This is a genomic window from Cohnella abietis (assembly GCF_004295585.1).
In the GTDB taxonomy this organism is placed as follows: Bacteria; Bacillota; Bacilli; order Paenibacillales; family Paenibacillaceae; genus Cohnella; species Cohnella abietis.
On record NZ_AP019400.1, the window covers coordinates 5,019,208 to 5,032,926 of the forward strand.

The 13,719-nt window shown below is 42.5% G+C and carries 14 protein-coding genes; 5 read left to right on the forward strand and 9 right to left on the reverse strand.

The window, feature by feature from the left end; translation table 11 throughout:
• Positions 1 to 77 precede the first annotated feature (77 nt).
• Together KCTCHS21_RS22075 and KCTCHS21_RS22080 are read right to left on the reverse strand one after the other, a co-directional pair.
• Positions 78 to 353 carry a hypothetical protein gene (locus tag KCTCHS21_RS22075; RefSeq protein ID WP_130613476.1) on the reverse strand — a complete coding sequence of 92 codons (276 nt, stop codon included), beginning with the start codon at positions 351 to 353 and terminating at the stop codon, positions 78 to 80.
• Positions 353 to 1,546: an NAD(P)/FAD-dependent oxidoreductase gene (locus tag KCTCHS21_RS22080; protein WP_130613478.1), complete on the reverse strand. Its 1,194-nt coding sequence runs from the start codon at positions 1,544 to 1,546 to the stop codon at positions 353 to 355. Before KCTCHS21_RS22080 ends, KCTCHS21_RS22075 begins: the two co-directional genes overlap by 1 nt.
• 231 nt (positions 1,547 to 1,777) lie before the next feature.
• Between KCTCHS21_RS22080 and KCTCHS21_RS22085 the strand changes: the two genes are divergently transcribed.
• Positions 1,778 to 2,773: an NAD(P)/FAD-dependent oxidoreductase gene (locus tag KCTCHS21_RS22085; protein ID WP_269472725.1), complete on the forward strand. Its 996-nt coding sequence runs from the start codon at positions 1,778 to 1,780 to the stop codon at positions 2,771 to 2,773.
• 230 nt (positions 2,774 to 3,003) lie between these two features.
• Entirely contained in the window at positions 3,004 to 3,309 is a 306-nt protein-coding gene (locus KCTCHS21_RS32170) for a hypothetical protein (protein ID WP_269472726.1), read from the forward strand.
• A gap of 190 nt (positions 3,310 to 3,499) precedes the next feature.
• Here the strand turns inward: KCTCHS21_RS32170 and KCTCHS21_RS22095 are convergent, their stop codons facing one another.
• Positions 3,500 to 4,171 carry a YheC/YheD family protein gene (locus KCTCHS21_RS22095; protein WP_130613484.1) on the reverse strand — a complete coding sequence of 224 codons (672 nt, stop codon included), beginning with the start codon at positions 4,169 to 4,171 and terminating at the stop codon, positions 3,500 to 3,502.
• A 177-nt stretch (positions 4,172 to 4,348) separates the two neighbouring features.
• Positions 4,349 to 4,585 (reverse strand): aspartyl-phosphate phosphatase Spo0E family protein, encoded by a 237-nt coding sequence (locus tag KCTCHS21_RS22100; protein ID WP_130613486.1) that lies wholly within the window; start codon positions 4,583 to 4,585, stop codon positions 4,349 to 4,351.
• 610 nt (positions 4,586 to 5,195) lie between these two features.
• On the opposite strand from KCTCHS21_RS22100, the gene KCTCHS21_RS32125 reads away from it, so the two are divergent.
• On the forward strand, positions 5,196 to 5,282 hold the full coding sequence (locus KCTCHS21_RS32125) for a putative holin-like toxin (protein ID WP_408621817.1): 87 nt from the start codon (positions 5,196 to 5,198) through the stop codon (positions 5,280 to 5,282).
• 125 nt (positions 5,283 to 5,407) lie between these two features.
• On the opposite strand, the gene KCTCHS21_RS22105 is transcribed toward KCTCHS21_RS32125, so the two are convergent.
• The 4 genes from KCTCHS21_RS22105 to KCTCHS21_RS22120 all read right to left on the reverse strand — a co-directional run bounded on the left by KCTCHS21_RS22105 (position 5,408) and on the right by KCTCHS21_RS22120 (position 10,468).
• Positions 5,408 to 6,130 carry an oxalate:formate antiporter gene (locus tag KCTCHS21_RS22105; protein ID WP_130613489.1) on the reverse strand — a complete coding sequence of 241 codons (723 nt, stop codon included), beginning with the start codon at positions 6,128 to 6,130 and terminating at the stop codon, positions 5,408 to 5,410.
• A gap of 862 nt (positions 6,131 to 6,992) precedes the next feature.
• Positions 6,993 to 8,594 (reverse strand): extracellular solute-binding protein, encoded by a 1,602-nt coding sequence (locus KCTCHS21_RS22110; RefSeq protein ID WP_130613491.1) that lies wholly within the window; start codon positions 8,592 to 8,594, stop codon positions 6,993 to 6,995.
• Positions 8,595 to 8,653: 59 nt separating this feature from the next.
• Entirely contained in the window at positions 8,654 to 9,541 is an 888-nt protein-coding gene (locus tag KCTCHS21_RS22115) for a carbohydrate ABC transporter permease (protein WP_130613493.1), read from the reverse strand.
• A gap of 12 nt (positions 9,542 to 9,553) precedes the next feature.
• Positions 9,554 to 10,468, reverse strand: coding sequence for an ABC transporter permease (locus tag KCTCHS21_RS22120; RefSeq protein ID WP_130613495.1), 915 nt, complete (start codon positions 10,466 to 10,468; stop codon positions 9,554 to 9,556).
• A gap of 213 nt (positions 10,469 to 10,681) precedes the next feature.
• On the opposite strand from KCTCHS21_RS22120, the gene KCTCHS21_RS22125 reads away from it, so the two are divergent.
• A complete protein-coding gene (locus tag KCTCHS21_RS22125; RefSeq protein ID WP_130613497.1) occupies positions 10,682 to 11,689 on the forward strand; it encodes a LacI family DNA-binding transcriptional regulator in 1,008 nt (335 codons plus the stop codon).
• 648 nt (positions 11,690 to 12,337) lie between these two features.
• The gene (locus KCTCHS21_RS22130) at positions 12,338 to 12,985 is read left to right on the forward strand and encodes a hypothetical protein (protein ID WP_130613499.1); all 648 of its coding nucleotides are present in this window, start codon (positions 12,338 to 12,340) and stop codon (positions 12,983 to 12,985) included.
• Positions 12,986 to 13,328: 343 nt separating this feature from the next.
• Here the strand turns inward: KCTCHS21_RS22130 and erpA are convergent, their stop codons facing one another.
• The gene (gene erpA / locus KCTCHS21_RS22135; protein WP_130616649.1) at positions 13,329 to 13,688 is read right to left on the reverse strand and encodes an iron-sulfur cluster insertion protein ErpA; all 360 of its coding nucleotides are present in this window, start codon (positions 13,686 to 13,688) and stop codon (positions 13,329 to 13,331) included.
• Between the last annotated feature and the right edge of the window lie 31 nt (positions 13,689 to 13,719).

Here is a 13,719-nt window from a genome sequence, read left to right on the forward strand (position 1 = left end):
GCTGTAACATGAATAAAAAAACCGAATCCAGCCCCCCTTATATAAAAGGAGTTCCGAATTCGGTTTCTTATGAAGTACTACTCGTCGTCTTCCAGCGCAAGCATTTGTGCTTCCCACTCTGCACGGCGTTTTTCTTCCAAATATTGTTGTGTCATTCGATCTCGTTCACGGCCTTTTTCCTTCAACCGTTCAATTCCGGGTTGAATGAGCAGGTCCACTTCTGCTTGGACAATAGCAACAAGATCATATCTTGTTTGCGATTCTAGATAAGAGCCCACTTCCATCAGCGCATTGTATCGGTCCAGTTCATCTCGCTTTAACAGGCCCCGCACTTGCACGCTGCAGTGTCTCATTACAGGAATTTGCCTTTACGCAGCACGAGTGGAATACCACCAATGATGAACAAATAACGAAGGTCAATGGCTTTCTTAAGCCAAGCAGCGAACCGACCTTTATATTTTTTGCCGAAAGCTACACCAATTGCTTCGCCTTTACCAAGGGATGCAACAGTACCTTTGCTAACGTAAGTGTAAGTTTTCAATGGCTGGTTACGGATTGAAGCAACCAAGTTGTGAGCGCAATTTACGCCTTGTTGCATAGCCATTTGGGCTGTTGGCGGGTAAGGACGACCTTCTGGGTTAAACACGAGTGAGTTATCTCCCAAGATGTAGACATTCTCGTGACCTGGTGCGCGTAGGAATTCATCTACCTTCACACGGCCTCTCATTGTTTCAAATCCAGCTTCCTCAATCAGACGATTTCCACGAACTCCACCTGTCCAGATGACAGTTTGAGATTTGATTTCTTCGCCTTCTCCAACAACTACACCGTCCGGAGTACATTCTTTAATGGCAGTACCAATACGGAATGTAACACCTTTCTTCTGCAACACATCCATCGCATATTCAACAAGCTCAGGATCAAATCCTGGCAATGCTGTAGGAGCAGCTTCAATGTTGATGATTTTTACAAGAGAAGTATCTACGTCGAACTGCTTGCACAGCTCAGGGATACGATCTGCTAATTCTCCGATAAACTCAATACCCGTAAAGCCTGCGCCACCAACGATAAAGGTTAAATAATCTGTCCGGTGGGGCTCACGCTTAAAGCGAGCGAATTGATATTCAATGTGCTCACGAATCAAACGAACGGAGTTAATACTGCGAATGTTCATCGCATGCTCGCCAAGTCCGGGAATACCGAATGTTTCAGGCTCGCCGCCTAAGCCAATGATCAGATAATCATAAGAAAGCGTACCATCTTCAAGAATTACCTTACGATCTTGAGGACGAATTTGTACTACTGTTGATTTAACGAAATCAATTTTGAATTCATCAATCAGTTTAGAGATGTTAACCCGTGCATTTTCTGGGTTGTCCGTACCTGCAGCTGGCATGTGCAGATGCGTTGTAATGTAATGGTAGTCATGTTTATTGACTAATGTTACATCCGCTTCGTTATAATTTAATTCCTTTTGCAGTCGAAGCGAAGTTAGCACACCGCCATAGCCTGCTCCAAGGATAACAATCTTCGGAATACTGCTCATTGATGATCCCATCCAATCCTTTTGTGTGTTTAGTTTGTGAAAAATTACACAATGTTCATCGTTAAGTCGCTTTAACGGAACTCTACGAATTAATATATCGGCTTTTCCAACAATTTTCAAGGTTCTTTTTCACGAATATCTTTGTACATCTTTACAAAATCCTTTTCATGCCTCTAACAGATGATTATAATTAATACGTTAAGCTATCTGGAAGTTTGGAGGTGTAAGCTTGTGAATCAAAGCAATGAAGCTGTTGTAGACGTAGCCATCATTGGCGGTGGTCCCGCTGGGATGTTCGCAGCCTTCTATGGTGGTATGCGACAGATGTCAGTTAGTCTTATAGAAAGTATGCCACAACTTGGCGGTCAATTAGCCGCTCTCTACCCCGAGAAATATATATATGATGTTGCTGGGTTCCCTAAAGTTACTGCACAGGAGCTCGTTAACAATTTGAAGGTACAGATGGATCACTTTAAATCTAACCTGTACTTGGAAGAAAAAGTAGTGAAGGTCAGCAAGCTAGATGATCGCCTCTTTGAGATTGTAACCGACAAGCATGTTCATCATGCACATTCCGTAATCATTACCGCAGGGGTTGGTGCATTCCAGCCACGGAGGCTAGAATTACCTGAAGCTGCTCAATATGAGAAAACCAATCTTCACTATTTCGTTAGCGACTTAGAACGCTATAGGGGTCAGAAGGTTATTATAAGCGGTGGCGGTGATTCCGCACTGGATTGGGCGTTAATGCTTGAGCCCATAGCGGAGCAAGTTATGCTAGTCCATCGCCGAGATAAGTTTAGGGCGCATGAGCATAGCGTAGAGCTTCTAATGAATTCCAAAGTAAAGGTTATAACTCCAACTGAGATTACTGCGTTGCATGGAGAAGGCTCCATACAGCAAGTAACATTAACTGATGTAAAAACTGGCGTAACAACGGATTATGATGTTGATGCCGTAATTATCAATTTCGGATTCGTCAGCTCCCTCGGTCCTATCGCGGAATGGGGGCTTCATATAGAAGGTGGCTCAATCATCGTCGATTCACGTATGGAAACGAATATCCCTGGCATTTTCGCTGCTGGAGATATTACAACATATCCCGGAAAACTCAAGCTCATTGCCGTTGGCTTCGGAGAAGCGCCTACAGCTATCAATAACGCTAAAGTGTATGTTGATCCAGACGCTAAGCTATCTCCAGGACATAGCAGCAATATGAAATTATAACAAAGCTCAAAGGGCATCCTAATTAGGTACACCGGAATGATTAAGCCGGTTCCTAAGGAGGATGCCCTTTTTGATATGTCCTATCTGCAATGCTCTGACCCTCCTAGAGGTTTCTTGTCCTGACTGCGGTTCCCCGGCCGAAGACGAAGGTTGTTCGAGCGACTGGAGCGGTCCTTATTCCCCCTACGAACCCGCACTGCTCGTTGTCCAGGACGCTATCGCCGGCAAAAATGAAGCCATTTGCCAGCATGCCGTTCGGTGTTCCCATTGCCATCTCCCGTTCACTGCTGAAATTACGGCTTGGCATATCTAGATTACCCGATCTTCCGGAACGGAAAGCTTTCTACGCTTTATTTCTGAACGAAGCAGGTGTACGAATTCTCTTTCTAATTGCATACGTTTGGCACTACAATAAGCATCCAACAGCAGTTCATCAGGTAGAAGCGGTAACATTACCCACACACCCTTTCCAATATTTATATGAGGTTTGTGAAGGCATCATAGCATGTCCTCAACTGCATGGACAAGCTAATTAGTTATCCACAATAGGGTGTGGACAATGTGTGAACAAGCTGTTAAGAAACACTTACAGACCTTTGCCAGCAATGTGGAGATTGTGGATGAAGTTATGCACAGTGTTTTCACAAGTTCTTTCATAAATTACTTTCATAGCGGCAAAATATTTAATTAGAGGTTTCTATAGAAAATGTTGTCGTATTGGGTAAGTTACTGCGGTCGTGTATTGACCTCTAGCATCCAAATATGTCCGTTTCGGTCGATTCCGTAGTCATACCCCAATTGACCAATGCCTGGATAATGGCTTTCAAGTAGCGCGGTTGAGGCATTCGTCAATTGTCGCATCTCACTTTTCTTCGGTCTAACAAGCCGTGATGACAATGAACGACGAATTCCTTGCGCTGCTGTCATTTGGGTTCCCCCTCGACACAGGTTTGTGACAAACAATCCTTTTCTTGCCAGCCTGCCTACCATTGAGCGGTAAGTCCACCTACCATTTTCCTTCACATATTTTACTCGGTAATCAATCGGCCTGCCGCCTATTGTGGCAAGATGAATTCCCCTTTGGATTAAATAGGTCCGCTTTTTTCGAGTAGCATTCAAAGCATGCAGTAGCTGGTTAAAGCTTGAGAAGCTGCGTCTATTCGATTTATGTGTAAGCCGATATGTCCTGCCGATGCTTTCAACCTTAATAACTCCCTGTCCCCCTGCACCGCGAACGGGCTTTAGAACAACCATTCCGAATCGCTTAAGCATTTGCTGCAAATTGCCCGCATTATACAATCGGGAAGAAGGTATATGTCTTGCAATATATGGGCTTCTGAGTAGGGTATTAGTCTTCACCCACTTACTCGCCAATTGTCGACTGATTGTAACCTCCATAGATCGGACTCCTTTCCTGAGGGTATACTTATACATACTCTTTTGGACGGACAGGTTCTTGGATAGATGTCGTTGGCAATCAGCCTGAATTTAGGAGTAACAAAAAACGACCACATGGACGAGTTTGATAATCTCATTTCGTCACTTGGGTCGTCTTATTTATATTGTTAACTAATGCTAATATCGAAGGCATCTGTCATAAAAGTTAAGCTGCTCATCTAGAAGCTGAGATAATCTTAATACTTCGGGATTTCGCATATCAGAACCATTCTGGACAAACACCTGTATCATAATTTTTCGTAGCATTTCTATTCTTCTCTTTGTCGTTGTCGTGCATCTTTCTTTTTCTTTTTCTTTTTCTTTCTCTTTTTCTTTGCCAATATCCCGAGCAATTAGTGTACATTTTTCCCGCACAACTATCCCTCCTGCTCCTTCTTAAGTTGATTTCATTGATTGTATATTCTCATCATAAAATAAAACCTTTTGGAAAATACAAGGAAAACCGTTAGGAAACTGTTAGTTTGAAACAAAAGCATTTTTGCTTGTGAACAATCTATTTAGCTTAAATTTATTTTTTTCGAAAACGTGAATAAGTTTGGCCTTAATGTCGCATTCTATATGTGACGGTGTGAAGAGAGGTGTGGTTCCGTTGGACCATTTGGTGCAAGGACTGCAGGAGGAACTTAACTAATCACTGAGGCTTAGGAAGCGAGGGGTTGTGCTGCAGAGTATCTCTGAACACACTCGCCCATTAACTTTCCATTAAAACCGGAGAGCGAACAAGCGGTGCCCATGTTTTTCCAATGTCATAAGATGTGATATTTCAAGAAACTCAACAATCAAACACCGTCAGGAGGGGCCTTGCAAAAGGCTCCTTCTTTATGTGTAAAAGCTGTTTCGTACACAGCAAAATTTGTAGAAATAATAGTCCATTGCACACTTCCATATATATCCACATGGACTTAAACTTATTTTACAACTTGTAATCGATGGGCAGCTCTTCTTGAAAGGGGGAGGCTGTCTAATGGATGTATTTCAAGTTTTTTCGGTTCTCTTCGCTTCTGGCATCTTTATTATCACATTGCTTAATTATATAGAGAAAAGAAAATAATCCGATTGGTTCTTAACTGGTTCTGAAACCATACTAAGAAACAACCATCAGTTACAAGTTGCTGGGGTCGGATCATGTGATCTGACTCTTTTTTTGGAGTTGTCTATAGCAGTGGGGCTAGCGGGTTATGACTTTATCACCCATTGGCTTTCTTTATATTTAAGCCAATGCTCCGACTTAGCTCTCGCTTTATGTCGTTCCATGTTGTTATAAACATCATCAAAGTTCTTTATTTTTCCAATTACATTCAAAGGAATTTCTAAGCCCGTTCGAGATTTTATTGTTTTGGAGAAATCTATTAATAAACCCTCTTTAGCGAAAGATACAAGCTGTCCCCCTACTTCAAGGCTCATCGGTTCCACATTCCTCTTATAGATTTTTAATTTCCCCGGAAATAAATGTCGAAAAATATCTAATTGGTCTTGTTTGTTTTTGTAAAAAACTTTACTGTACCATCCATCATCGTGGGCTAAATAAACAAATTGGTTATTGAGTTTTTCAAAAAATAGGCTTCCTAACACTTTTTTATAATGACCTAAATAGAGTAGTTCTGCCTTCTCTTGCGGTTCAAGCTTATCTAGGGAAGCCAATTCATCAAAATCTATCCAACAAAAATCTCCATAGGAATGGATATTTTCTTTGTACAATTTATGCAAGTTTTCTCTCTTCACAAAATCTAATCCGACACCAGAATGAAAATCTGCACCTGTGTATCCGGATGATAGAAGCAAAACATTGTTTAATCCCATAGTAAGCGAATCAACAAACTCATTGAATTCTATTCCCGATGCTGTTATAGATCGTTCTTCTTCACTGTAGATCATGTAGACGACATCTCTTTTTTTCATACTCCAGCCCCTTTCTTTCTCTTCGGATGATCAAGGACAACATAAAGCAACATACCTGCCCCACTTGCCGGAATTAGACGGTAATGCCTCTTAAGTACTTTCACTTCTGCCACTGATCGTGCCTCTTCCTAGTACTGTTGCTCGATATTATCGTACATCTGCCTTCAACCATGCCTCGTCCAAGCCCCGTTGCTCGATATTATCGTACATCTGCCTCCAACCATGCCTCGTCCAGGCCCCGTTGCTCGATATTATCGTACATCTGCCTCCAACCATGCCTCGTCCAGGCCCCGTTGCTCGATATTATCGTACATCTGCCTCCATTCGTGCATCGTCCAAGCCCAGTTGCTCGAAATTATCGTACAGTTGACCTACTCGCAGGAAATAGTCGGAGATGCCTCTTTATTGCTGCATTTTGCGACTTTGGCGTGTACTCCTCGGCTTTTCCTTACATCATTGTAGTGTTTTACGACTTTGGTGGGTACTCCTCGGCTTTTCTTTGGCTCATTGTAGCGTTTTGCGACTTTGGTGGGTACTCCGCGGCTTTTCCTAGGCTCATTGTAGCGTTTTGCGACTTTGGTGGGGACTCCGCGGCTTTTTCTTGGCTCATTGTAGCGTTTTGCGACTTTGGCCGGGACTCCTCGGCTTTTTCTTGGCTCATTGTAGCGTTTTGCGACTTTGGCGGGGATTCCGCAGCTTGCTTTTGGCTCATTGTAGCGTTTTGCGACTTTAGTGGGGCCTTGGTGAGATACCTTTGCCTCATTGTGACGGGCACTCCGCGGCTTTCCATCGTCATCTCCTATAGCAGTAACTATGATAAGGGGAATGACGAAGCCTCATCATCCCCCATTACCACTAATTATTAAATTTTTCTTTCTGCATAGAAAATTTCTGCTTGACCTTTAATATAATCGACTAGTTTTTCAATACCTGCTGATTCGAGCTTCTTGCGATAAGTTTCCAAAGCCTTATCTACATCAGGTACCAAGCCCATCATCAGTGGTTGACCATATTGCTTGTAAACCTGATTAACTGCTGCTTGCTGTGCCTTTACAGGCTCATAATCGAGTAAGATTGGAGAGAATATGCTTGGTCTGTTTTCTGCTTTGAACTCGTCATTAAATTTTTTCAAGTCAGCCCAGGCGCCTATTTCCTGCAGCATATTCGGCTCATATCTCCAGCCCCAGCTAGCAATATCGTATTTTTTCCAATCCTTAGATACGGAAGTTCCTTTAGGTGGAGTCTGAAAAGTTTTGCCATCTGATTCAAGCGAATAATGCGTGCCTTCAATCCCGTAGGTCAATAGCTTAAAATATTCGGGATTGTTGCGCAGCTTATCCAACACCATTAAAGAACGCTCGACATTGTTGGAGCTCTTAGGAATAGCCATTCCGTTGTTAATGGATAAGTTTGGCATCGCATAATTGTGGAACCTTGTGAATGGAAAATAGGCAAGCTCTATTTCTGGATTCGTTTTCTTCGCATCTACGATAAAACCACCTGCTCCTGGAGGGTTGCGCCAGTAGATAGCACCCGTTCCAGCCTTGATCAGATCGCCCGCTTCTGTTTTATTAGACAACGTATTGGATGACCAGTAGCCTTTAGAAGCCCAAGTCTTCATCCGTTTAACATATTGTTCGAATTCCGTCGTGAACGGATAAGCTACAATATCCCGAGGGGTATCATAAGATTTGGCAACGACGAGAGAGTCTCCCCCTATGGCTTCAAATCCGCTGACAGCAGAGAACAACGTGCTTACTTCATTCCATGCAGATCCGCCAATTGGCATCACCCCAGGCTTACCCTTTTTGACCCCATCCATATAAGCTTCAATTGTATCCAAATCCTTGATTTCAGGCAGATTCAATTCTTTGCGCCAATCTTCCCGATATACGAACCCGTTCGGCGTAAATTCAGGGAACGTGCTTGGTACAGCATATATTTTGTCCGCTACCTTTACTTCATCCCAATCCTGCTGAGGTACGGTACTCCAAGTTTGCGGTGCGTAAGTAGGAAGCAGATCCGTAAGATCTACGAATGCGCCTTGCTTCGCATAGCTGTAATATTTAGCCCAGCTTGAAGCGAATATCATATCTATTTTTTCACCTGCAGTGAGTAGCAGATTATATTTTGTTTCCCATTCCGTCCATGTTGTGAAATTAAGCTTAAGCGTGGTATTTAAGTCTTTCTCTAGCATTTTATTAAATTCATCTAGAACCTTCTGACTATCTTCATGCGAGTCGCCTAACAAATACCATACAAGATCAACCTTCTTAGAGGTGTCCAGCTTAGAGGGCTCTGTATCTGTTGCTTTCTCTGATGCTGGAGCTTTCTCAGTGCTTGAAGATTCCGGTGATTTCGATGGATCTGTAGCATTGTTATTTTTGGCGCATGCGCTGATCACTACAGTCAGCATTGTTAATGCAATTAGAATCGAAAACCATTTCGTTAACTTCCGGTTCATACACTTTCCCCCTAGAATGATTTAATAATATATGTTAGCCGACTATGCCGAAGCCGGTTCTAACCTTTTACAGCGCCAATCGTTAACCCCTTAATGAAGAATCGTTGAACAAAAGGATATAGAAATACAATTGGACCTGTAGCGACAATAGCGACTGCCATCTTCAAGGTTTCCGTAGGCGGAGTGAAATCAGCAGATAAATTGCCTGCAATGTTCGTTTTTAATACTGCGGCGCTAGAGAGTATGCGGTACAACAGAAATTGGAGCGGATATTTGGAATCCGATGTAATGAACACATTAGCTAGAAACCATTCATTCCAATAAGATAAAGCAAGGAATAAGCCGATTGTCGCTAGTCCAGGAACCGATAGTGGTAAAATCAACCGCATATATATGGTGAAATCCCCTGCTCCGTCGATCTTCGCAGATTCAGAGATAGAGTCTGGAATTGATTTCATGAAATTTTTCATCAGGATAATGTTCCATGCACTGAGCATAGATGGAATCAGCAATGCAAGATAGCTGTCCTTCCAATCCAAATATTTGACGATCATGATATACCATGGAATTAATCCACCACTAAACAACGTCGTAAAATAGATAATGAAAGCAACAGGATTTCGGTAGTGGAATTCCTTACGAGATAGAACGTAACCTGCCATCGAGGTGAAAAATAATCCCAATATCGTCCCCACAACTGTTACCAGAATCGTTACCGTATAAGCGTTATAGATTTGGTAGGGATTACTGAATACAGCCATGTAGGAATCAAATGATAATTCACTCGGGATTAACTTAAAGCCGTCTCTGATGATTTCCGTTTCGGACGATATGGAGCCCATAACAATCAATAGAAAAGGAAGCAGGCAAATAATCGCAAGCAGCGAGATCATCACATAACCAAGTACATTAAATACAATCGTTGCCCTCTCCATACGAATTTTCATATTAATGGCCTCCTAGAATAGCGCATAATCTTCACGGGTTTTTTTGATAATATAGTTAACAAGGCAGACAAGTATAAACCCAAAGGCGGATTGATATAAGCCAGCAGCAGTACCCATTCCAATATCGAAATTAACCGTTAAGGAGCGATACACGTAGGTGTCGATTATGTCTGTTGCTTCATACAGCATGCCGTTATTGCCGATGATCTGGTAGAACAAGTCAAATTGACCTTTTAAGATGCCACCGAGACTGAGTAGAATGAGGAGTACAAATGTGGGGACTAGTAGTGGAATAACGATATTTCTTATTCTTTGAAAAATATTTGCACCGTCAATTTTCGCCGCTTCGTGATATTCTTCACTAATGCTCATAATTGCGGCCAAGTAAATAATCGTGCCGTAGCCAAGACCTTTCCATACATTGAAGAATACGATTATGTATTTCCATGGCGCTGAATGAAGATAGAAGTCATAGGGCTGGAGACCAACCGATAGGAGGAAAGTATTCACGACGCCATTATCGAAATTAAATAGGTTATAGACAAATGCGCCAATCAATACAAAGGATAAGAAAAATGGAAGGAACATAAACGATTGCGTTAGTTTACGGAATGACTTTCCTGGAAGCTCACTTAGAAAAATTGCACATAGAATTTGCAAGAGGTTTCCTACAAATATGAAAGCAAGATTATATAGCGCGGTATTCTTCGTTAATGCTAATAGCTGTCCGGATTCCCATAAAAATTGAAAGTTCTGAAATCCTACGAATGGACTGTTGAATAACCCTCCATCGAAGCTAAATCTCGTAAATGCATAATACACACCGACCATCGGCAAGTAACTAAATGTTACGAAAAATACGATTGAGGGTATAACCATAATCCATAGCGTTTTATTCTTTCGGAAATCTTTAAGCAATCGAATCATAGGCTTTTCCCTTTCTTTAATGAAATCGATTTCATTAATGGGTAATAAAATATTAATTCTTTTAAATGCGCCTATACCTTACTCTTGTGAGCATTATCGTGATTCACTCTCAGGATTTCCTGTCTGCTTTATTTGAAATCGATTTCATTTTATATTATAATAAGTGAAATTAAGTGTTGTCAAATACATTCTCACAAGTTAGGTTGATGGTAAATGGACATAAAAATCATAGACGTCGCTGCTATTGCTGGAGTGTCACCTGCCACTGTTTCTAGGGTGCTCAATCAAAGTAGCATAGTATCTACCAAAACCAAAGAAAAAGTCTTATCTGCTATTGAGCAATTAGGCTACCACCCTAATGCGGCCGCCAAAAATCTACGCTCGCAGAAATCGATGACAATCTGTGTAATCGTACCCGATATTAACGCTGCTTATTTCTCAGAGGTCATTAAAGGCATTGAGAACATGGCCTATGCTAACAAATATAAAGTTATTATATGCGATGCCCAGAACCAAAAGGATCGTGAGCTAGATTATTTGAACCTATTAGTGAATCGAACGGTAGATGGTGCTATTCTTATCGCGTCCCTCCTCTCCGATGCAGAGATTGCACAGTTCTCCGACAGAGGCTACTTCATCGCGGTTGTTGGGAGATACATCGAGCATGCTAAAATTCCTTGCATCTATACAGATAACGTCAAGTTTTCAAGAGAGGTTATTCATCATCTCGTCGGACAAAACCATCGTGAGATTGTATTTCTTAGTGGTTATGCGGAAGCAATCGACAGCTATGAGCGATTAGAAGGATACTTGAAAGCTTTGCGGGAGCATCAAATCCCCTTCCGTCCCGAATTAATTGAAAACGGAAATTTCAACGAAGAGGGCGGATATGATGCAATGAAACGACTATTTGAGAAAAAGCTAAGCTTTACTGCTGTATTTGCCGCAAATGATGAAATGGCCCTTGGTGTCTACAGGGCTTGTGCGGAATACGGTATTCGCATCCCAGATCAATTAGCCGTTGTCGGCGTCGATAATAACCGAATTTGCAAATACATTACCCCCACGATGAGTACAGTTAATCAACCTAAATATACGATGGGTGCCATTATTGTTGAGAAGCTTATCGATCAGATGAACGACAACCAGCATCCCGATAAGCGCACATTTAAAGTAGATTCTGAGCTCATTATTCGTAATTCTTCCCAATCACGGGTTTAGTAAGGAGCTTCACGAGTCGTACGGTGTTTGTATCATTATGAAAATGGAGCCCTCAATTACGGGGCTCTATTTTTGTTAACTGAAGTCGATGAGTTCGTCGACACGGCTCCAAATAAGATGCGCGGGTAACCTTGATTGGCTCATTGTAGCGTTTTGCGACTTTGGTGGGGACTCCGGGGCTTTTTCTTGGCTCATAGTAGCGTTTTGCGACTTTGGCGGGTACTCCGGGGCTTTTTCTTGGCTCATTGTAGCGTTTTGCGACTTTGGTGGGGACTCCGCGCCTTTTCCTTGGCTCATTGTTGCGTTTTACGACTTTGGTGGGGACTCCGGGGCTTTTTCATGGCTCATTGTAGCGTTTTGCGACTTTGGTGGGGACTCCGGGGCTTTTTCTTGGCTCATTGTAGCGTTTTGCGACTTTGGTGGGGACTCCGCGCCTTTTCCTTGGCTCATTGTTGCGTTTTACGACTTTGGTGGGGACTCCTCGGCTTTTTCTTGGCTCATTGTAGCGTTTTGCGACTTTGGCGAAACCAAACACATGTTGAGTGAATGCTTTATGGATAACAGATAATTAATTACATAAACATTGGAAGGATCTAGTATTTTTTTGTCGAATAAAAGGCTTTATAGCAATTGAATGGAGGCACTATAATGGAAAACGATCTTAACCTGTTCGAACCGATCCCTAAGCAAGCAAAGGAGTCTAAATTCCGCACCGTCATGTTAATCGTATCCTTTGTCATTGCCCTCGCATCCCTTGCAGGGGTGGCGCTACTTTACGCAAAGAACGGAGAATTACAGACTGCTAGTGAACGCCAGCAAACGTTGATAGACGATCAGAAATCAGAGATTACCGCTATTAGGAAGTCTGCCGCGTCGTTTAAGGAAACCGCAGCTAAAATTGTCGGCGTCGAGGAACGCACGTTTGAGCTTGCGCGAGGAATATTCATATTATACATGCAGCACGATATGGAGGGCGGTGTTGTTACGGATGATTTTACGGTGGAGAAACTGAGCCTAGATGTGCAAGACAACGGTAAACTTTCTATTACCATCGATGTGGACAACCAACCGCAAATGTCGCTTCTCTATAATGGGCAAGGTAGCTACGAATTAGCCGACCGCGAGCTACGAGCAAAGAGTACCGCACTTATTAGAATCGTAAAAGCACGATACTTAAATTCGTTTACCAAAGGCTTACCGGAATGGAATGATAAGGGTGTCTTTCTCACCGTTAAAAACTACGAGATTGGCGACACTCGTTCCGGTACATTTACGCTAGCTGGCGATAAGAAGTGAAGCTGTTCAACCTACCATGACATACCTCACATGCTTCTTAAAGACAGCATAAACAGCTTTCGCTGTCCTTAGGATAGCGAAAGCATGATTATGTCGGAGGTTATTCAGTAATAAATAAGCTTGAAACTTAAACATTCTGAATAACTAACAAAAAGACCTCCATAAACGAGTTAGTCGATGACTAATATCGTAATAGAGGTCGTAATCCGCAATCATCGCGGCTGCTCCCGTTTTGGCTACGCCTAAATCAACGGAAGGCTGCCGAAGTTAGTGACGTTGTTATTCCGCCAAGCTGGTATTCCACAAAGTGTGTTACTCCGTAAAATTGTGTTATTCCCCACAATCAGCAAGGATCCGCAGCAGGATTGCCCGCTTCTTTAGCCGTTCTGAAGCTGCTTCCACAGCCGCAGGTTGCGCTGGCGTTCGGGTTATTGATGGTGAAGCCCCCGCCCATGGCTGATTCTTTCCAATCAATCTCCAGACCGTTTAAATATTTCACGCTATCTCCATCAACAACGACCTTGATTCCACGAATGTCCAATTTCTCGTCACCTTCGTTGAACTCATCGTCAAATCCCATACCATATGAAAAACCGCTGCATCCACCTTCTTGCACACCAATTCGCAGAAACAAATCTGGAGCTTCTTCGGCTGCCAGCATCTCTTGAATCTTATCCCCTGCTGACTCGCTTATATTCATCAATACGGTGTTATTCATTACGGTTCCCTCCCAT